The following is an 18,431-nucleotide window of genomic DNA, read 5'->3' as shown; positions in this document are numbered from 1 at the left end:
TAAGCTAAGGAGGCAACGTATGTCCCAGGTCACATTCAAGGGCACTCCCGTCCAGGTGGCAGGTACGCTCCCGTCCGTCGGCGAAAAGGCACCGGCATTCACGCTCACGGGCAGCGACCTGTCCGACAAGGGCTTGGATGCCTTCGCGGGCCAGAAGAAGGTGCTCAACATCTTCCCGAGCCTCGACACCGGCACCTGCGCCCAGTCGGTGCGCGAGTTCAATCGCCGCGCCAATGAGCTCGACGACACGGCCGTGCTTGGCATTTCCATGGACCTGCCCTTTGCCCAGGCACGTTTCGGCGGCGCTGAAGGGGTGGACGACGTGGTCATGCTTTCGGCCTTCCGTCATTCGGAATTCCTCGACGACTACGGGGTGCGTATCGCCGATGGTCCGCTGGCCGGTCTGGCCGCCCGTACCGTTGTTGTGCTGGATGCCGACAACACGGTTCGCCACGTCGAACAGGTAGGCGAAATCGCAGACGAGCCGGATTACGAGGCTGCCCTCAAGGCACTCTGATGCGGCCATCATCGGTCGACCCGAGCGGTCGGCCGGAGTGAAGGCATGCGGCCCGGCGAGTGGGTGGATTGTGATCCGACCGACTGCCGGGCCGTCTTTCTTGCGGACACACGGGAATTTGGACATGGCAAAGCGACTTGGCGTCGACCTGGGTGGGACGAAGATCGAAGTGGCGGTACTGGATGCCGCACACAACATTCTGTGGCGGGAGCGCGAACCCACGCCGCAAGGCGATTACGCCGGCACGGTGGAGACGATGGCGGCCCTGATCGAGCGAGCCGAGGCCGAGTGCGGGGCGGTCGCGAGTATCGGGGTCGGCACACCGGGGACCATCTCGCCGCGCACCGGACTGATCAAGAACGCCAACTCGGTCGTGCTGAACGACCGGCCGCTCAAGCGCGACCTCGAGACGCGCCTTGGTCGCGAGGTGCTGATGGCAAACGATGCCAATTGCCTGGCGCTGTCCGAATCGGCCGCTGACGGAGCGGCGGCCGAAGCGGGCACCGTCTTCGGCGTGATTCTGGGCACTGGTGTCGGTGGCGGCCTGGTGGTCGAAGGGCGCGTGCTTCTGGGCCGCAATGCGATCGCGGGGGAGTGGGGGCACAACCCGTTGCCCTGGACGACGGCGGGCGAGCAGCCTGGGCCCTCCTGCTGGTGCGGGCACGAGGGCTGCATCGAGCAATGGCTCTCCGGACCGGCCTTCGAGCGTGACTACGCCGAACAGTCCGGCGAGCGACTCGACGGTGCGGAGATCGTCGCCCGTGCCGAGTCGGGTGATTCGGTCGCGAGTGAGGCGCTGGAGCGATATGTCGACCGACTGGCTCGTGCGCTGGCACACGTGATCAATCTGTTCGACCCGGATGTCATCGTGCTCGGCGGTGGCATGTCGAATTGCGAGGTCCTGTACGACCGGGTCCCGGCTCGTTGGGACGAGTTCGTCTTTTCCGACCCGATTACCACGCGATTGGTGCCGCCCAGCTTCGGCGACTCCAGCGGGGTGCGTGGTGCGGCCTTTCTCGCCGATTCACTCGGGATGCACATGCGCTAAGTACATAAGAATAAAAGGCAATACTTAAGTAATATTCTGGGTTGATGGGTCAATAAGGAAGGTCTACAGTCGACAGGGTGACCAATACCCACCGTGGGTGTCGGTCATGCGAGACAAACCAGCGGAGGTTGAATCTCATGGACATCGAGCTGCAGATCGTGCTCATCAGCATCCTCGCTATGATCGGCATTATTGGTGTGCCGCTATACGTTATGTGGATGGTGTGGAGAAAGTCGGGCGACGCGAAACACGCCCTGGAAGAAGAACATCGGCATCAGCACAGTTGACGCTTTTGCCTCTCAGAAAGACCGGCGCCAGGTGCGCCGGTTTTTTTATGCGTTACATGAACGACTTGGGAGAGACCTGAGCTAGACTCGTAATTGCCAAGGCATATGTATTTGTGGAGGCCCGCTTGAATCGACCCAGTTCCGACAGCGGCGAAGAGCGTGGCGGGGTGCAGGGATTGCCCCCGTACCGGCGCGGCTGGTTGGTGGGCGGCCTCCTTCCACTGCTCACGGGTCTGCTCGTCACGGCGGGTCTGCTGGCAAGCATCGGTGCCGTGGAGCGGCAACTGGCCACGGCCACCCTGCACGCCGACCTCGACGAACTCGCCGGCATCCGCACTCGCATCGAATCCCAGCTCAATCAGGCATCGAACGTCTCCGACAGCATCGGGGCGCTGATCGAGGTCAATCAGGGATTGGATGAGGCGCGGGTGATCGAGGTGGCCGAGCGTATGCTCGAACGCACGTCGGTCATCCGCCTGATCGGTGTGGCCCCCGACAATATCCTGCGCCTGATCGTGCCGGAGGAGGGCAACGAGGCAGCCATCGGTCTCGATCTGAGCGGGCATCCCGAGCAGTCCGCATCGGTAAGACGCGCCATGGAATCCGGGGAGTCGGTCCTCGGTGGACCCTATGAATTGGTACAGGGTGGCTATGCCGCTGTCCACCGGGTGCCGATTTTCTTCGATGTAGATGGCGACGGGCAGAAGGAATACTGGGGGGCAGTGTCCACACCGATCGACTTGATGGCCGTCATGGAACGCGCCGGTGCAAAACAGTTACTGGACGAAGGACGTTTGGCGGTTAGGGGCTATGAGGGCCTTGGTGCCGTTGGCGACGTCTTTGCGGGTGAAGCGGCGCTGTTCGGCGGCCCGGAAGCGCTCACCACGCCGGTGATTGCGCTCGACGGGGAATGGCAGCTGGCGATGAGGCCCACGCCGATGTCCGGATCGATGAGGGGCCTGTTCCGCGTGGCCGAGCTGCTGGCGATCCTGTTCGGGTTGGCGGTGATGTGGCTCGCGATGCGGTGGCAGATCCAGCAGCGGCAACTGGTGCGTTCGGAGCGTTTGCTGCGGGACGTGACAACCAGCGTCAGCGATGCGGTGTTCCGCACCGACGCCAAGGGGCGGCTCATCTTTCTCAGCCCCGCCTTTGACCGGATGACGGGCTGTGACGGCTCGTCCCGACTGGGTAAATCCTGGCTGACACTGTTCGCGGACGGCGAAGACCAGGCGCGAGTCCAGGAGGCCGTGAACTGGGCCGCGCTCCCCGAGCGGCGGACCTCGCGGACCCGTGCCGTGGTGACGACCCGTCTGTCATGCGGCGAGGCTTCGGAATTGCCGGTCGAACTGCGGGTCGAGCGCGTCGGATCGCAGCGATTCGCGCCCGCCGGGCTGGTCGGCATACTCACGGACCTGACCGATCGTCAGGCCTTCGAACAACTCGAGGGCTTGGCGACCGCCGTCTTCGAGGGAGCGGGTGACGCGATCGCGATTCTCGACCGGCATCGCAAGGTGCTGGCTGTGAATCCTGCCTTCGAACGACTGGTCGGACTCCCGTCGGCCGAGTTGGTCGGTCACCGGCTCACCACCCCCGAGGTCGTCGATAACAGTCGCCGCCGGTTGGAGTCCTGTATGCGAAACCTGCGCCTGCATGGGCGCTGGACCGAGGAAATCGAGTGCCGCCTGCCGGATGGTCGAAAACGTGTGCTGGGTTGGTCGGTGGACCTGATTCGCGACGACCGCCGGCGCATCAATCGATACGTGTGCGTGATCAACGACGTGACGGTCCGCCACCGGCGGCTGGAGGCCATGCACTACCGCGCGTTGCACGATCCCCTGACCAAGGTACTCAACCGATCGGGGCTGGAGGAGCGATTCGAGCAGGCGCGCCAGCACGCCATTCGTGAAGGTCGGTCGATCGCGCTCGCCTTCGTCGATCTCAACGGTTTCAAGCCGATAAACGACTCGCTCGGGCATCACGTCGGCGACGAGGTTCTGAAAGAGGTGGCACATCGCCTTACGACGGTCGGTCGGCGCGAGGACATCGTCGCCCGTTTGGGTGGGGACGAATTCGTGGTCGCCTTCTACGGGGTGCACAGTGACGCGGATATCAGACATCTCTGCCAGAGCCTCCGCGCGCGTCTGAGTACTCCTTTGACCGTGTCCGGGGTGGCGAGTCCGATTGGCGTGCGCGCCTCCGTGGGTGTGGCCCGTTTCCCCGAGGACGCGGAAACGCTGGACGGACTGATGCGCTCCGCGGACGCGGCCATGTACCGGGCCAAGGAAGCCACGCGGGGATCGGGCGACACGATGGTGTTCCGGGCCGGTTCGGGAAAGGCCGGTTTTTAAAATAGTATGAATGTGATTAATTCAAAAGAGGAATAACGCGCAGCGAAATGCATTCTCCAGTCGGATAGGGTGGGTTTCATCCACTCACCGGACAGGAGTCAGACATGTGCGCGACGTTTTCTCAGCCGCCGATCACTCATACGCTCGGCCTTCCTCGCATCGGGACCGGACGCGCTCTCAAGTGGGCACTTGAGGCCTACTGGCGCAGCAGCGGGACCTCGGACGACCGACAGCGGTTAGAGGCGGAAGCCTGGTCCGTAAGGGATACGGTTCGGCGTTGGCAGGCCGAGGCGGGTATTTCCCGTCCGGCCGCGGCGGATTTCAGTTTCTACGATGGCCTAGCGGATCTGGCATTGCTTTTCGGTCAGGCCCCGGCGCGCTTCGGCAACTTGCCTGCGAGTCCCGACTCCCTGTTTGCGCTCGCCCGGGGGCGCGACACCGATAAGGGCACCGTCGCGCCGCTGGCGATGACCAAGTGGTTCGACACCAACTATCACTTCCTGGTACCGGAATTGGATGCCGGGCGGCCCTTTCGGCTGGATGCCGAACGCTACCTGGGGTTGGTGCGCGAGGCTTTGGATCAGGATGCGCTGGCCAAGCCTGTTCTGGTCGGGCCGATGACATTTCTGTGGCTCGCACGCGGCGCGACAGCCGACGAAAGACTGGATCGCGCCCCCGCGCTTGCAGACGCCTATTCGTCTCTTTTATCCCGACTCGTGGATGCGGGTGTCGAATGGGTTCAGATCGATGAGCCCGTTGTTGGCCTGGATCTTCCCTCGGAATGGCTTGCGGCGTTCGAGCCGATTTACCACCGCCTCAGAACGCCCGGTGTCAGGCTGCTTTTGGCGAGCTATTTTGCTCCGATCGAAGGGCGGCTCGGGTTGCTTTCACGACTGCCCGTGGACGGGCTGCATGTCGATTTCAGCACGTCGAGCAGTACCGACGTAGAGGCCCTTATCGATCGCCTGCCTGATTTCAAGGTGATTTCGGCCGGTGTGCTCGATGGACGTTCGATCTGGCGAGCCGATCTCGATTCGTTGTTAGAGCGTGTCGAGCCACTCTATCGGCGTTTGGGCGAGCGCATGTGGTTGGCGCCGAGTTGTTCTCTGCTGCATGTCCCTCTGGATGCCGCCGAGGAGCAGCATTTGCCGGCGGTTCTCGCGGAGAACCTCAGCTTCGCGCGGCAGAAGCTCAATGAACTCAGCTTGTTATCCCGTGGATTGGCCGAGGGTCGTGAAGCAATCGCTGAGGAGATCGAGTTGGCCCGCTCGGCTCGATGGTGCCTGGAAAGGTTGGAGGGGCGGCTTTGTTCTGACAAGCGGGCCCAGGTAGCGGAACTGACGGAAATGGAACCGGCTCGCTCGAATGCCTACGGAGAACGCGCGCGTGCTCAGCGCGAGGCGTTGGACCTGCCACTGCTACCAACCACGACGATCGGTTCGTTTCCACAGACGAACGACATCCGGGCAACACGTCGTGCCTGGCGCCGAGGAGAAATCGACAACACTGAGTACGAGCATCGCATGCATGACGAGGTCGCGACCGTGATTCGTGCCCAGGAGATGTTGGGACTCGATCTGCTGGTGCACGGTGAGCCCGAGCGTAACGACATGGTCGAGTATTTCGGCGAACAGCTTGAGGGCTTTGCCTTCACTCGTGGCGGTTGGGTGCAATCTTACGGATCCCGTTGCGTGAAGCCGCCCATTATCTGGGGCGATGTCGGTCGGCCTCAGCCAATGACGGTGCGTTGGAGCACGTATGCGCAGTCACTCACGGATCGCCCCGTGAAGGGAATGCTGACCGGGCCGGTCACGCTTTTGTCGTGGTCGTTTGTGCGTGATGACCTCTCGCGCGAGCAGGTAGCTTACCAACTTGCAGCCTCACTGCGCGAAGAGGTGACCGACTTGGCTCAGGCCGGCATTGCGGCGATCCAGATGGACGAGCCGGCATTCCGCGAGGGGCTGCCTTTGCGTCGAAGCCAATGGGGCGAGTATCTGGATTGGGCAGTGCGTTCGTTCCGTTTGGCCACGGCAGTGGCACCAGATACGACGCAGATACATACCCATATGTGCTATAGCGAGTTCAACGACATTATCGAGTCGATCGCTGCGCTCGACGCGGATGTAATCACGATCGAAACGACGCGGTCGAACATGAAGTTGTTGGATGCCTTTGCCGATTTCGACTATCCGAACGAGATCGGTCCCGGCGTTTGGGATATCCATTCGCCACTGGTGCCGTCCGTCGAAGAAATTGTCGAGCGCCTGGAACTCGCCTTGGCGAAGGTGCCGGTCGACCGGTTGTGGGTGAATCCCGACTGTGGCCTCAAGACCCGGGGCTGGCCCGAAACGCGCCTCGGATTGGAGCGCCTCGTCGAGGCGGCGCGGCATCTGCGGAACCGGTGAGGGACCGGGCGACAACGCGCGCTATGCGCTCGTCGTCCGTCGGTGGGTGGGGCTCAACCAGGACCGCCCTCTCGTTCGGTCTGGCGTAGCTCGCCGACCGCCCGGATGCGTTCACGCCGCAGCGCCTCGCCCAGGGCCTTGCCGCGAATGCCCTGGTCGAGCAGCGGTTGCGGCGATATGGCGGCGACAGTCGCGCGGACCCGGCGTAGCCAGTCGCCTTCCGGGTAGTCGACGGTCTCCTTTCCCGGCTTGCCGCGCGAGTCGGCATGGCAGATGGTCAGGATCGCCTCGAAGCGCTCCGGTCGGCGCAGGGCGTCCAGGTCGTCGAGCAGGTCGACCAGCGTGGCGTCACGCATCTCGAGGGCATGGTGGATTCGGCCGTGCTGGGCGGTGACGGTCAGCGCTAGTTCGCGGACCGCCTTCGAGGTGCGCAAGCGCTCGCACAGGGCGCGGGTCGGTTCGATGCCGCGGCGCTCGTGGCCGATATGGCGCGGCCATTCCTCATGCGGCGTGAGCGCCTTGCCCAGATCATGGCAAATGGCGGCAAAGCGCACCCCGATATCTTCGCTCAGGCCTGCGGCGGCATCGAGGACCAGCAGGGTGTGAATGCCGGTGTCGACTTCGGGGTGGTATTCCTTCGGCTGAGGCACGCCGAACAGGGCCTCAAGCTCGGGGAACGTGTCCCCCAGCGCGCCGACGTCATGGAGAAGGCCGAAGTAGCGGGAGGGACGCGAGGTGCCGAGCGCCTTGACCGTCTCGGCCCAGACGCGCTCCGGCGTGAGATCGGCCAGCTCGCCGCTCTCGCTCATCTCGCGCATCAGCGCACGCGTCTCGTCCGCCACGTCGAAGTCATGTTCGGCCAGCTGGGCGGCAAAGCGCGCCACGCGCAGCACCCGCAACGGGTCCTCGACGAAGGCCGGCCCCACATGGCGCAACCGGCGTGCCTCGAGGTCCTTGCGTCCGTCAAAGGGATCGACGAGGTGGCCGTCGGCATCCATGGCCATCGCGTTGATGGTCAGATCGCGACGGGCCAGGTCCTCCTCGAGTGTCACGTCGGGCGCGGCGTGCACGGTGAAGCCGTGATAGCCACGGCCCTTCTTGCGCTCGGTGCGGGCCAGCGCGTGTTCCTCGCCGGTTTCCGGGTGCAGGAAGACGGGGAAGTCGGCCCCCACCTGACGAAAACCGCGTTCCAGCATCTCGTCGGGTGTGGCACCGACCACGACCCAGTCGTGATCGACCACCGAACGACCTAGCAACTGGTCGCGTACGGCCCCACCGACGATGTAGCGCTGCAAGTTCTCGGTTACCGCGTCGGGCATGAAATCTCCGGGTAATTGACTCGGGTTTGGGCGGCAAAAGCTGGCTTTATCATGGCGGCTGGCAGCGGTAGACTAGCCACCATTCTCGTCACGTTATGGACACACCGCCATGAACGCGAACCCCTATCTTGAGGCATTGCAGAGCCAGTCGCCACGTTTCGAGTCCACGCTACGAAGCCTCGGGCTGGTTGCGGCGACCGAGGCGACGGTCCTGATTACCGGCGAGACCGGCACCGGCAAGGAACTTGCCGCCCGTGCGATCCATGCCGGCTCTCCGCGTCGTGATCGTCCGCTGGTGACCGTGAACTGCGCCACCATCCCGGACGATCTCGCCGAGTCGACTCTGTTCGGTCACCGTCGCGGTGCCTTTACCGGCGCGCTCGCCGATCAGGGTGGGCTTGTCGATCAGGCTGACGGTGGCACGCTGTTCCTCGACGAGTTGGGCGAGTTGCCGCTGTCGCTGCAGGCAAAACTGCTGCGGCTGCTGGAGAACGGCGAAACACGGGCGGTGGGCGAGACCGGTACCCGCCGCGTCGACCTGCGGGTGGTCGCCGCCACCCACCGGGATCTGGAAGCGATGGTCGAGGCCGGCGACTTCCGAGCCGACTTGTATTTCCGCCTGGCAGGCGTGCCGATCGAGCTGTTGCCGCTGCGTGATCGCCAGGGTGATATCGAGTGGCTGCTCAACCGTTTTCTGGCGGAGAACGCCGAACGAAACGGGGTGGCCGTTCCTCGCCTGACGGCGCGGGCGACCGGTGTGCTGCGTCGCTATCGTTGGCCGGGCAATGTCCGCGAGCTCAAGCAACTCGTGGAACGTCTGGTGATCTTCCATGCCGCCAGCGTTGTCGACGTCGAGGCTCTGCCGCCGGCGATGCGATCGGCGACGCAGAGCGAAAGGGGCGGGCCGATCGCGCCGGGGTTCGTGTTGCCGGAGGGCGGGGTCGACCTCGAGGCGGTCGAGAGTGATCTGCTGCGACAGGCGTTGGCGCTCACCGACGGCAACAAGTCGCGCGCCGCCCGGTTGCTCAACCTCAGCCGCGATACCTTCCTCTATCGGCTGAAGAAGTTCGCCATCGAATAGCGCGAGCGCCTGGTCCTGCCAGAGATTCCTAATTCCCCGTGCCGGATTCTCCCGGCACGGGGTTTTTGCGTTGTGGGCCCGCCGATCGTTGGGCGTGAACGGTGTGGCAAAAAAAACGGCAGCCATAGGCTGCCGCAAGGCCACGCCGCGGCGTGGCAGTCTGGAGAGGAGAGCGGGTCAGAACGTGGCGGTGAGTCGGGCCCAGACGGTACGTCCCGGTTCGTTGATTCGGGCGGTCGGGTCGCCGAACACGCTGCTGTATGCACGATTCACGTGCTGGGCGTAGGTGCGGTCGAAGACATTGTCGACGCCGGCTTCCACACGCCAGTTTCCGGTGATGTCGTAGCCGGCGGTGAGATCGAGGACGGCGTATCCTCCGGTTTCGGTGGTATCGAGTCCGCTTTGCTCATCGATGGCCTCGGCACCGTCCGCCCAGCGCAGCACGACCGCTCCGTCGATCGCGCCCCGCTCGGCGCTCAGGCCGAGGGTGCCCGACAGGGGCGGGATCTGCGGCAGGTCGCGCGAATCGCTTGTGTTGCGGCCACGCACGTAGCTGATCTGACCCTCAGCGGCCAGCCAGTCGGTCAGGCCGTAACGCAGGTCGAACTCACCACCGAACAGACGGGCATCGACGTTGCGGTAACTGGTGGTCATCGGCATCAGGCCGGCGATCTGTCGGTCCTGCAGGATGTAGTCGTCGACCTGATCGACGTAGACGGTCGCACTGGTTGCCAGCCGTTCGCGCTGCCACGACAAGCCCGCTTCGAGCTGGTGGTGGATTTCGGGCTCGAGATCGGGGTTGCCCACTTTCGCCAGCATGCCGTTCATCAGCAGGGTGATGTACTTCTGCGTCAGGTTGGGCGCGACCGCCGTCCGGCTGACGCCGACATGGCCGTTCAGGTGCGCGTCGAAGGCATGGTCGTAGCGGAGCAGGCCGCTGACCTCGGTATCGCTCTTGGGGTCCGCCGCGCTGGTACGGATCGAAGCCGGCACCATCATGTGGGTGGCGATGCTCTTCTCGAGGTCCGCGTCGATCTCGCTCTCGAAGCGGTCGACGCGCATCCCGGCGCGCAGGGAATCATCACCTGTTAGGCGCCAGTCACTCTCGATGAACGCGCCGAGTTGATCCGTCTGTCCGTCCGGCCATTGGCGGAACATCAGCATGTCGTTCATGGCGTTGATGGCTTGCGCGTCCTGCCGGACGCGCTCGAAGTCCAGGCCATAGTCGATCTCCACCGCGTCGATACGGGATGTGGCGGTCAGCCTGGTGGTGGTGGTGTGGGATTCTGCCGGCGCTTCCATCGGCATGGGTGCGTTGAGTGCGCGCAGGCTGTAGTTGTCCATCAGGTGGTCGACGTTGGCGCGCGAGAGCTCGACTCGCAGGGCGTCAACCGGTCCCTCGAGGTCCCCGAGACGCCCGTCGAGCCGGTAGATCGTGGCGTTGTCGTAGATCGAGTCCATGCCGGTGCCGGCGTAGCGGGTGTCAAGCATGCGATTGCGATCGACAGAGACCTCGATGCCGGTCTCGTCGCTGACTCGGTAGCCGCCGATGATCGTTCCGCTGCGCTGCTTGAACGAGGAGGGCACCTCGTTGCCGTCACCGTCCTCGTAGTTCTCGCCGTTCGCGATCTGGCCGATGACACGACCGTAGGCGTTGCCGTTGCTGAACAGCGCGTCGGCACTGCTCTGGTCGGTCAGGCCGTTGTTGCTGGTGGCGAACCCGAAGCGTGACTGGATGCCTGCCTCGGCGGCGCGTTCGAAGGTGTTTCGGGTCAGCTCGATGCTGCCGCCGCTGCCGCCGGGCCCACGGGTGAGGGTGGTCACGCCCTTGCGTACCTCGACGGCATCGTAGCCGGCGAGATTGCCGAAGCTGGTGGGCGGATCCATGCGGTTGGGGCAGGCGTTGGCGATGGCCGCCCCATCGAGAAACACGTTGAGTTGATGCTCGCGCTGGCCGCGGATGATCGGGTCCAGCCCGTGGCCCGACATCCGCCCCGAGGTTACTCCATTGATCTCACGCAGCACTTCGGCCAGATCGGCACGCGGTGCGCTGTCCTCTGCCGTGAGGGCGAGTGGCTCGGCCGGCGAGGCCGCGGCGGGGGCGGTGATCACGATGGTTTCCAGTCCATCCGCGGCCGCGGCCTGGGTGCCGACCATCAGGCCGGCGACGATCGAGACGCGTAGAAGGGTTGGACGGAAGAGTGCGCGGCTGGCTGTCATGCGATGGTCATCCCTCGATGTTTTGTTGTGTGCGTATCGTTTTTTTCGGGTCGAGGGATTGCACGAACCGGGCCAGCGGCAAGTGGTTGATTCGGGGTGTCAGTCTCGCGTTGAATCGCGGCAGATGACGCAGTTGGTGGGGCATTTGCCGCAACCGCGGCCTGCGGGCAATCGAGAAGGGCGGCCGTTTGTGCCAGAATCGCGGACCAGTTCATTTGCTCAACGTGACGAAGGAGTCGCCCATGGAAATTCGGCAGGATCGGCGCTACGGCGAAACGCACGAGTGGTACACCATCGAGGACGACGTGCTGACCGTGGGCGTCACCGAACAGGGGCAGGAAATGCTGGGTGACGTGGTGTTCGCCGACCTGCCGGACGTCGGGCAAGCGGTTTCCGAGGGAGCGCCCTGCGCGACGCTGGAATCGGTCAAGGCCGCATCGGACGTGTTGTGCCCGGTGGATGGGGAGGTGGTCGAGATCAACGATGCCCTCGAGGACAGCCCCGAACTGATCAATGACGACCCGCTCGACGAAGGCTGGATTCTCAAGATCCGCATGGAGGGCGAGCCGGCGGACTGGATGAGCCCCGACGACTACGGCCGGATGCTCGAAGCCACCGACTGAACCGACCAGGGGAATACATCATGGCATCCGATCAGGGACACGGATGGCGACATGCCCTGGTGGCCTTGCGCTACTCGTGGAAAGGCCTGCGCACGGCTTGGCGAAAGGAGGAGGCGTTCCGTCAGGAGGTGCTGGTGGCGCTGGTCGCCGTACCCGTGGCGCTGTTCGTCGGCGAGACCGCACTGGAGCGCGCGCTGCTGATCGCCGTGGTGCTTCAGGTGCTGATGGTGGAGTTGCTCAACACCGGCATCGAGAACGTGGTTGACCGGATCGGGCCGGATCCTCACAAACTATCCGGCCGGGCCAAGGACGTCGGATCTGCAGCCGTTCTTTTGGCGATTGTCATCGCCGCGGTGGTCTGGGGCTTCGTGTTGTTCGGGTGACTCCGCTGGCGTGGCCTAGCGTTCGGCAACCCGGGCCAGTCGATTGAGCAGGAAGTAGATCACCGGCCAGGCGGCCAGGTTGCTCAGTGCGCGCGACAGATAGGTGGCCATGGAGACAAGATCGGTGGCCACGCCCTCGACCCAAAGCGATGCCATCAGATAGACCAGCGTGAAGCCGGCCACCAGCAGTGCCTGGGAAAGCAGCGGGGCGACGCCGAGACGCTGGCGCAGGGAAAGCACCAGGAAAGCTGTCAGGGTGAACATGAGCGCGTTCAGGCCCAGCAGCCCGTTGGTCGCAACGTCAAGCAACAGGCCGGCCGTCCAGGCGTACAGCAGCCCCGCTTGCGCCGGCCGATACAGGGACCAGAAGATAACGACCAACAGCAGCCATTGCGGGTTGTGGACCTGCATGCTCTGCGGCAGGGGAATCAGGGCCAGAGCCAGGGCCGCCAGGCTCGTCAGGATGATCGAGAACCAGCTAGTCGCCATTCTCACCCCCTCCGGTCGTGGCGGGGGCGGGATGTTCCGTCGCCGTCATGTCGACCATCGGCCGCTCCAGGGTTTCCGGTTGACCGGCCTCTGAGTCGGGCTCTTCCGCGTCCGGCGGCTCGGTGATCACCAGGACGTAGTCCAGTCGAGCCAGATCGGCGATTGGCCTCGCCACCACTCGGATGAAACCCTGCGCCTCGTCGGCTTCGATGGCGGTAACCTGGGCGACCGGATAGCCGCGTGGGAAAGCCTTGTCGATACCCGAGGTGCTGAGCACGTCACCGGCCTGAATCTTGGTGCGCTCTGGGACGCGTTCGGCCACCAGCTGATTGCCGTTGGTGCCGCGAAGCAGAGCTGTGCGTCCGGTGTCGCCAAGCACGACGGAGAGGATGTGATCGCGCGAGGTCAGCTTGATGACGGTCGCGCCGGTTGCCGTGCTGCGCAACACCTGGCCGACGATGCCGTACGCATCGATCACCGGATCCCCGGGGCGAACGTCGTCGTCGAAGCCGCGACCGATGGTGAAGAGGTTGGCGTTGGGGGTTGGCGGGTGACCGATGCGCCGGGCGAGTAGCACGCCGGGCACGTCGCTGGCCTCGCCATCGAGGAGGGTGCGCAGTTCGTCCACCTCGCGCTTGAGGGAAACGAACTGCTGCATCTGGCCGCGCAGCAGGGTGTTCTCTTCGCGCAGCCGGTCGAGATCCTCGTGGAGTTCGGCGCGCCCGACAAACCAGCGGCCGATGGAATTGGCCATGACCACCGGCTGGTTGATCGTCTGGATGATGCCGTCCGTGACGCTCCCCATGCCCTGATCGAGCTGGCTCACCCAGCGGGTGCCGATGCGGTCGAGGCTCATCAGGATGATCGACACCACGACCAGCACCAGGAGCCGATTCAGTCCGGGGCGGTGGGAATCGAAAAGCGCCATGATCGGCGCCGTTATTCGTCAGCGAAGAGGGTGTTGTTCCGCTGGTCGATCAGCTCGAGGACCTTGCCGCCACCGCGCGCCACGCAGGTCAGCGGGTTCTCGGCGACCACGACCGGCAGACCGGTCTCTTCCATGATCAGCTTGTCGAGATCACGCAGCAGCGCGCCGCCACCGGTGAGCACGATGCCCCGCTCGGCGATGTCGGCACCCAATTCCGGTGGCGTCTGCTCGAGGGCCGCGCGCACGGCCTGGACGATGCCGAACAGCGGCTCCTGCAGAGCTTCGAGGATCTCGTTGGAATTGAGCGTGAAGCTGCGCGGCACGCCTTCGGCCAGGTTGCGGCCCTTGACGTCGATCTCGCGCAATTCCTTGCCCGGGTAGGCCGAGCCGATCTCTTTCTTGATGCGCTCGGCGGTGGCCTCGCCGATCAGGATGCCGTAGTGGCGACGGACGAAGGCGATGATCGCCTCGTCGAACTTGTCGCCACCAATGCGCACCGATGAGGAATAGACGATGCCGTCCAGCGAGATGACGCCCACCTCGGAGGTGCCGCCGCCGATGTCGACCACCATCGAGCCGCGCGGCTCGTCGACGTCGACGCCAGCGCCGATCGCCGCGGCCATCGGCTCCTCGATGATGAAGGCGCGGCGGGCGCCGGCCGAGAGCACCGACTCGCGGATGGCGCGGCGCTCGACCTGGGTCGCGCCCACCGGTACGCATACCAGCACGCGCGGGCTGGGGCGGAACCAGTGCGAGGAGTGCACCTTCTTGATGAAGTACTGCAGCATCTTCTCGGTGACGTGGAAGTCGGCAATCACGCCGTCTCGCAGCGGGCGGACCGCGTGGATCGACTTCGGCGTGCGGCCGACCATCTGCTTGGCCTCGTTGCCGTAGGCCTGGATTACCGTCTGACCGCCGTCGTTCCGCAGGGCGACCACTGACGGCTCGTCGAGCACGATGCCGCGACCCGAGACGTAGATAAGCGTGTTAGCTGTCCCGAGGTCGATGGAGAGGTCGGTGGAGAAGATGCCGCGGAAGCCTTTGAACATGGGTGATTAACCGAGTGATGTCTGCGTATGTGAGGTGGAAGGCCGTTGTGTCAGCCCCGTTTTGGCGTGCCGTCATGACGCATGAACGACGATGCCTGAGTCCTTTCCCGTTTTCGCCACTAGGGTCGGGCGTCAGAGCGACGCTCCGGGGATCGAAATTCGACCTTGCCCGTGTGGCGTAAAATAAGCGGCTAAGGTAGCAATATGCCGCCCCCCAAGCAAGCGCATCGGCTCGGCAGGCGAGCGGGGCTGTGATAGGCTTCGCGCCGAATTTCCCACGTCCGGCTGATGGCCGCCTGAGCGGGCATAACGGCCGATCGGTTCCGCGCTTCGGCGGCCTTTCGGTGGTCTGGCCGGGTGTTCTGATTCAAGAAATCACGATTTTCCGAAGGGGTGACGACGATGTCGTTGAGCAATGATCAGTTGCAGGCCGTGGCGCATCTCGCCCGGATCGCCATCGAGCCGGAGTGGACCGAGGCGCTCCGCACCGATCTGAATGCCATCCTCGATCAGGCGAGTCTGCTCGACGATCCGCGGCTCAACGACTTGGAGCCGATGTCCCATCCGCTTGACCAGACGCAGCGACTGCGGGCGGATACCGTCACCGAGAACGACCAGCGCGAGACGCTGATGGACGGTGCCCCGGCACAGGAAAACGGCCTGTTCCTGGTACCCAAGGTCATCGAATAGTCCCGGTCGCCTCCGACCGAACGCCCACACATCTCAAGGCAGGGGAACCCATTCCGTGTCCACGAATGATTCACCTCAAGGCGGCGACGCCGCGCTGATCAATGCCTCGATTGCCCAGCTCAAGGGATGGCTGGCCGCCGGTGAGCTTTCCGCCGCCGACCTGGCCGTCGCCTTCGAGCGACGCATCGAGAGCATCGATCCCGAACTGAACAGCCTGGTCAGCCGCGTCGAGCCGGTCCAGCCGGCCGCAACCTACGGTGCCCTGGCTGGCATTCCCTACGCGCACAAGGACATCTTCTGCGCCAAGGGCACACGCACCACCTGCGGCTCACGCATGCTCGCCGACTGGGTCGCGCCCTACGATTCCACGGTCCACGAGCGTCTGACACGCAGTGGGGCAGTGTTGCTGGGCAAGGCCAACATGGACGAGTTCGCCATGGGGTCGTCCAACGAGAACAGCTACTTTGGCGCGGTGGGCAACCCGTGGGATACCGCTGCCGTCCCCGGCGGTTCGTCGGGTGGCTCGGCTGCAGCGGTTGCCGCGCGGCTGGTGCCGTTTGCCACCGGCACCGATACCGGTGGCTCGATCCGTCAGCCGGCCGCTTTCTGCGGCGTGACCGGGATCAAGCCCACCTACGGGCGCGTGTCGCGCTACGGCATGATCGCCTACGCCTCGAGCTTCGATCAGGGCGGCGTGATCGCGAAGTCGGCGGAAGACTGCGCGCTGGTGCTCGGGGAGATGGCCGGCTTCGACCCGAAGGATTCCACCTCGTCAGACGAGGCGGTGCCGGACTACGTCGCCGGGCTCGACGGCTCGATCGAGGGCCTGCGCGTCGGTATCCCCAAGCAGTGGTTCTCCGATGCGCTCGATCCTGCGGTGGGTGACGCGGTGACCGCGGCGATCGACGAGTTGCGCGCTGCCGGCGCCCAGACGGTCGATGTCGATCTGCCGGATGCCGACATCGCCCTGGCCGCCTACTACCTGTTGGCGCCCGCCGAGGCCTCGTCGAACCTGTCGCGCTTCGACGGCGTGCGTTTCGGCTACCGCTGCGAGGATCCCAAGGATCTGCAGGATCTGTACGAGCGCACCCGCTCGGAAGGCTTCGGTGACGAGGTCAAGCGGCGCATCCTGGTGGGCACCTACGCGCTTTCCGCCGGCTACTACGACGCGTTCTATCGGCGCGCGCAGAAGGCCCGCCGTCTGGTGACCGAACACTTCCAGCGCGCCTTCGAGCAGTGCGACGTGATCGCCGGGCCGGTCACCCCGACCCCGGCGTTCGATCGCGGTGCGCACAGCGACGACCCGGCCAAGATGTACCTCGAGGACATCTTCACCATCCCGGTGAACCTCGCCGGACTGCCGGGCATGTCGGTACCGGCCGGCTTCGTCGAGGGTCGACCGGTCGGCCTGCAGCTGATCGGCCGCCACTTCGACGAGGGCCGCCTGCTCAACGTCGCGCACCAGTATCAGCAGCGCGTCGACTGGCACGAGCGCATGCCGTCGATCGCTGGTGACTCCGCCAACGACAACCGCGAAGGGTAAGGACAGCACGCATGAGTCAATACGCAATCCCTTCGGGCTGGGAGGCCGTCATCGGCCTGGAGATCCACGCCCAGCTGGCCACCCGTTCCAAGATCTTCTCCGGGGCGTCGACTGCCTTCGGTGCCGAGCCGAACGCGCAGGCCTGCGCGGTCGACTTAGGGCTTCCGGGCGTGCTGCCCGTGCTCAACGAGGGCGCGGTACGCATGGCCTCGCTCTTCGGCCTGGCGATCGACGCCGACATCTCGCGCGTCTCGAGTTTCGACCGGAAGAACTACTTCTACCCGGACCTGCCCAAGGGCTACCAGACCACGCAGCTGGCGCGCCCGATCGTCGTCGGTGGCGAGGTGACCATCAGCACCGGCGAGTGCAAGAAGGCGAAAGAGCACACCGTCCGTGTGACCCGCGCACACCTCGAGGAGGACGCCGGCAAATCGCTGCACGAGGACTTCCACGGCATGTCCGGCATCGACCTCAACCGGGCCGGCACGCCGCTGATCGAGATCGTCTCCGAGCCGGACATGCGAAGCCCCGAGCAGGCGGTCGCTTATGCCCGCAAGGTCCACGCGATCGTGCAGTACCTGGGCATCTGCGACGGCAACATGCAGGAAGGCTCGTTCCGGGTGGATGCCAACATCTCCGTACGCCCCGAAGGCGACGAGGCATTCGGCACCCGCACCGAGATCAAGAACGTCAACTCGTTCCGCTTCCTGCAGCGGGCGATCGAGTTCGAGATCGAGCGTCAGGTCGACCTGCTCGAGACCGGCGGCGAGGTGGTCCAGGCCACGCGCCTGTACGACCCGGATCGCGACGAGACCCGCCTGATGCGCACCAAGGAAGAGGCGGACGACTACCGCTACTTCCCCTGCCCGGACCTGTTGCCGGTGGTGCTTGACGAGGCGACCATCGAGTCGTGGCGCGCCGAGCTCCCCGAACTGCCGGACGCCAAGGCCGAGCGCTACCAATCCGAGTACGGCCTGAGCGCCTACGATGCCGGCGTGCTCACCTCCAGCCGCGCCACCGCCGAGTACTTCGAGGCGGTGATTGCCCGCGACGGGGCCGACGCCAAGCTTGCCGCCAACTGGGTGATGGGCGAGGTCGCCGCGCTGCTGAACCGGCTCGAGCTCGAGATCAATGAGTGCCCGGTGCCGGCGGACAAGCTGGCCGATCTGCTCGAACGCGTTTCCGACGGCACGCTGTCGAACAAGCTCGGCCGCGAGGTGTTCGAGGCCCTGGCCGAGGAGGGCGGCTCGGTTGACGCGATCATCGAGGCGCGCGGTCTCAAGCAGATCTCGGATACCGGCGCGATCGAGGCGATGGTCGACGAGGTGATCGCCGCCAATCCGGGGCAGGTCGAGGCCTACCGCGGCGGCAAGGACAAGCTGTTCGGCTTCTTCGTCGGTCAGGTGATGAAGGCGGCCAAGGGCAAGGCCAATCCCAAGGCCGTCAACGAGGTGCTCAAGCGTCGCCTCGACGGCGAGTAATCCACCGGCAACCTCCGGGA

Annotated in this window: 16 protein-coding genes; 11 read left to right on the top strand and 5 right to left on the bottom strand. The window is 64.8% G+C overall.

The window, feature by feature from the left end:
* The first annotated feature begins 19 nt into the window (after positions 1-19).
* From tpx to metE, 5 genes are all read left to right on the top strand, one after another.
* Complete coding sequence (gene tpx, locus LV476_RS03835) at positions 20-517, top strand: thiol peroxidase (protein ID WP_250073614.1); 498 nt, start codon at positions 20-22, stop codon at positions 515-517.
* A 124-nt stretch (positions 518-641) separates the two neighbouring features.
* The gene (locus LV476_RS03830) at positions 642-1,565 is read left to right on the top strand and encodes an ROK family protein (RefSeq protein WP_250073612.1); all 924 of its coding nucleotides are present in this window, start codon (positions 642-644) and stop codon (positions 1,563-1,565) included.
* 137 nt (positions 1,566-1,702) lie between these two features.
* Positions 1,703-1,852: a hypothetical protein gene (locus LV476_RS03825; protein ID WP_250073609.1), complete on the top strand. Its 150-nt coding sequence runs from the start codon at positions 1,703-1,705 to the stop codon at positions 1,850-1,852.
* Between the two features lie 125 nt (positions 1,853-1,977).
* Positions 1,978-4,200 (top strand): sensor domain-containing diguanylate cyclase, encoded by a 2,223-nt coding sequence (locus LV476_RS03820; RefSeq protein ID WP_250073606.1) that lies wholly within the window; start codon positions 1,978-1,980, stop codon positions 4,198-4,200.
* 104 nt (positions 4,201-4,304) lie between these two features.
* Entirely contained in the window at positions 4,305-6,605 is a 2,301-nt protein-coding gene (gene metE / locus LV476_RS03815; RefSeq protein ID WP_250073604.1) for a 5-methyltetrahydropteroyltriglutamate--homocysteine S-methyltransferase, read from the top strand.
* A 53-nt stretch (positions 6,606-6,658) separates the two neighbouring features.
* On the opposite strand, the gene LV476_RS03810 is transcribed toward metE, so the two are convergent.
* The gene (locus tag LV476_RS03810; protein WP_250076240.1) at positions 6,659-7,900 is read right to left on the bottom strand and encodes a multifunctional CCA addition/repair protein; all 1,242 of its coding nucleotides are present in this window, start codon (positions 7,898-7,900) and stop codon (positions 6,659-6,661) included.
* 133 nt (positions 7,901-8,033) lie between these two features.
* On the opposite strand from LV476_RS03810, the gene LV476_RS03805 reads away from it, so the two are divergent.
* Complete coding sequence (locus LV476_RS03805) at positions 8,034-9,005, top strand: sigma-54 interaction domain-containing protein (protein ID WP_250073603.1); 972 nt, start codon at positions 8,034-8,036, stop codon at positions 9,003-9,005.
* A gap of 177 nt (positions 9,006-9,182) precedes the next feature.
* On the opposite strand, the gene LV476_RS03800 is transcribed toward LV476_RS03805, so the two are convergent.
* The gene (locus LV476_RS03800; RefSeq protein ID WP_250073601.1) at positions 9,183-11,225 is read right to left on the bottom strand and encodes a TonB-dependent receptor domain-containing protein; all 2,043 of its coding nucleotides are present in this window, start codon (positions 11,223-11,225) and stop codon (positions 9,183-9,185) included.
* 242 nt (positions 11,226-11,467) lie between these two features.
* Here LV476_RS03800 and gcvH point away from each other — a divergent pair, with 242 nt between their 5' ends.
* Positions 11,468-11,848: a glycine cleavage system protein GcvH gene (gene gcvH, locus LV476_RS03795; protein WP_250073599.1), complete on the top strand. Its 381-nt coding sequence runs from the start codon at positions 11,468-11,470 to the stop codon at positions 11,846-11,848.
* A 20-nt stretch (positions 11,849-11,868) separates the two neighbouring features.
* Positions 11,869-12,231, top strand: coding sequence for a diacylglycerol kinase (locus LV476_RS03790; protein WP_250073597.1), 363 nt, complete (start codon positions 11,869-11,871; stop codon positions 12,229-12,231).
* A gap of 15 nt (positions 12,232-12,246) precedes the next feature.
* On the opposite strand, the gene mreD is transcribed toward LV476_RS03790, so the two are convergent.
* The 3 genes from mreD to LV476_RS03775 are packed head-to-tail and all read right to left on the bottom strand — an operon-like array spanning position 12,247 to position 14,697.
* On the bottom strand, positions 12,247-12,720 hold the full coding sequence (gene mreD / locus LV476_RS03785; protein WP_250073595.1) for a rod shape-determining protein MreD: 474 nt from the start codon (positions 12,718-12,720) through the stop codon (positions 12,247-12,249).
* Positions 12,710-13,648 (bottom strand): rod shape-determining protein MreC, encoded by a 939-nt coding sequence (mreC, locus tag LV476_RS03780; RefSeq protein WP_250073593.1) that lies wholly within the window; start codon positions 13,646-13,648, stop codon positions 12,710-12,712. Before mreC ends, mreD begins: the two co-directional genes overlap by 11 nt.
* 11 nt (positions 13,649-13,659) lie before the next feature.
* Positions 13,660-14,697: a rod shape-determining protein gene (locus LV476_RS03775; RefSeq protein WP_250073590.1), complete on the bottom strand. Its 1,038-nt coding sequence runs from the start codon at positions 14,695-14,697 to the stop codon at positions 13,660-13,662.
* 402 nt (positions 14,698-15,099) lie between these two features.
* On the opposite strand from LV476_RS03775, the gene gatC reads away from it, so the two are divergent.
* The 3 genes from gatC to gatB all read left to right on the top strand — a co-directional run bounded on the left by gatC (position 15,100) and on the right by gatB (position 18,411).
* Positions 15,100-15,387 (top strand): Asp-tRNA(Asn)/Glu-tRNA(Gln) amidotransferase subunit GatC, encoded by a 288-nt coding sequence (gene gatC, locus LV476_RS03770; RefSeq protein WP_250073587.1) that lies wholly within the window; start codon positions 15,100-15,102, stop codon positions 15,385-15,387.
* Between the two features lie 94 nt (positions 15,388-15,481).
* Complete coding sequence (gene gatA / locus LV476_RS03765; protein WP_250076239.1) at positions 15,482-16,930, top strand: Asp-tRNA(Asn)/Glu-tRNA(Gln) amidotransferase subunit GatA; 1,449 nt, start codon at positions 15,482-15,484, stop codon at positions 16,928-16,930.
* 11 nt (positions 16,931-16,941) lie between these two features.
* The gene (gene gatB, locus LV476_RS03760) at positions 16,942-18,411 is read left to right on the top strand and encodes an Asp-tRNA(Asn)/Glu-tRNA(Gln) amidotransferase subunit GatB (RefSeq protein ID WP_250073586.1); all 1,470 of its coding nucleotides are present in this window, start codon (positions 16,942-16,944) and stop codon (positions 18,409-18,411) included.
* Positions 18,412-18,431: the final 20 nt, after the last annotated feature.

The sequence above is a fragment of the Guyparkeria hydrothermalis genome (assembly GCF_023555385.1).
In the GTDB taxonomy this organism is placed as follows: Bacteria; Pseudomonadota; Gammaproteobacteria; order Halothiobacillales; family Halothiobacillaceae; genus Guyparkeria; species Guyparkeria hydrothermalis_A.
This window is presented reverse-complemented; position numbering and strand designations above follow the sequence as displayed.

Coding starts and splice junctions, on each gene's coding strand:
- metE (WP_250073604.1), top strand. CDS start 4,305: ATGTGCGCGACGTTTTCTCAGCCGCCGATCACTCATACGCTCGGCCTT.
- gcvH (WP_250073599.1), top strand. CDS start 11,468: ATGGAAATTCGGCAGGATCGGCGCTACGGCGAAACGCACGAGTGGTAC.
- tpx (WP_250073614.1), top strand. CDS start 20: ATGTCCCAGGTCACATTCAAGGGCACTCCCGTCCAGGTGGCAGGTACG.
- LV476_RS03825 (WP_250073609.1), top strand. CDS start 1,703: ATGGACATCGAGCTGCAGATCGTGCTCATCAGCATCCTCGCTATGATC.
- mreC (WP_250073593.1), bottom strand. CDS start 13,648: ATGGCGCTTTTCGATTCCCACCGCCCCGGACTGAATCGGCTCCTGGTG.
- LV476_RS03800 (WP_250073601.1), bottom strand. CDS start 11,225: ATGACAGCCAGCCGCGCACTCTTCCGTCCAACCCTTCTACGCGTCTCG.
- gatC (WP_250073587.1), top strand. CDS start 15,100: ATGTCGTTGAGCAATGATCAGTTGCAGGCCGTGGCGCATCTCGCCCGG.
- LV476_RS03805 (WP_250073603.1), top strand. CDS start 8,034: ATGAACGCGAACCCCTATCTTGAGGCATTGCAGAGCCAGTCGCCACGT.
- LV476_RS03775 (WP_250073590.1), bottom strand. CDS start 14,697: ATGTTCAAAGGCTTCCGCGGCATCTTCTCCACCGACCTCTCCATCGAC.
- gatB (WP_250073586.1), top strand. CDS start 16,942: ATGAGTCAATACGCAATCCCTTCGGGCTGGGAGGCCGTCATCGGCCTG.
- LV476_RS03830 (WP_250073612.1), top strand. CDS start 642: ATGGCAAAGCGACTTGGCGTCGACCTGGGTGGGACGAAGATCGAAGTG.
- mreD (WP_250073595.1), bottom strand. CDS start 12,720: ATGGCGACTAGCTGGTTCTCGATCATCCTGACGAGCCTGGCGGCCCTG.
- LV476_RS03790 (WP_250073597.1), top strand. CDS start 11,869: ATGGCATCCGATCAGGGACACGGATGGCGACATGCCCTGGTGGCCTTG.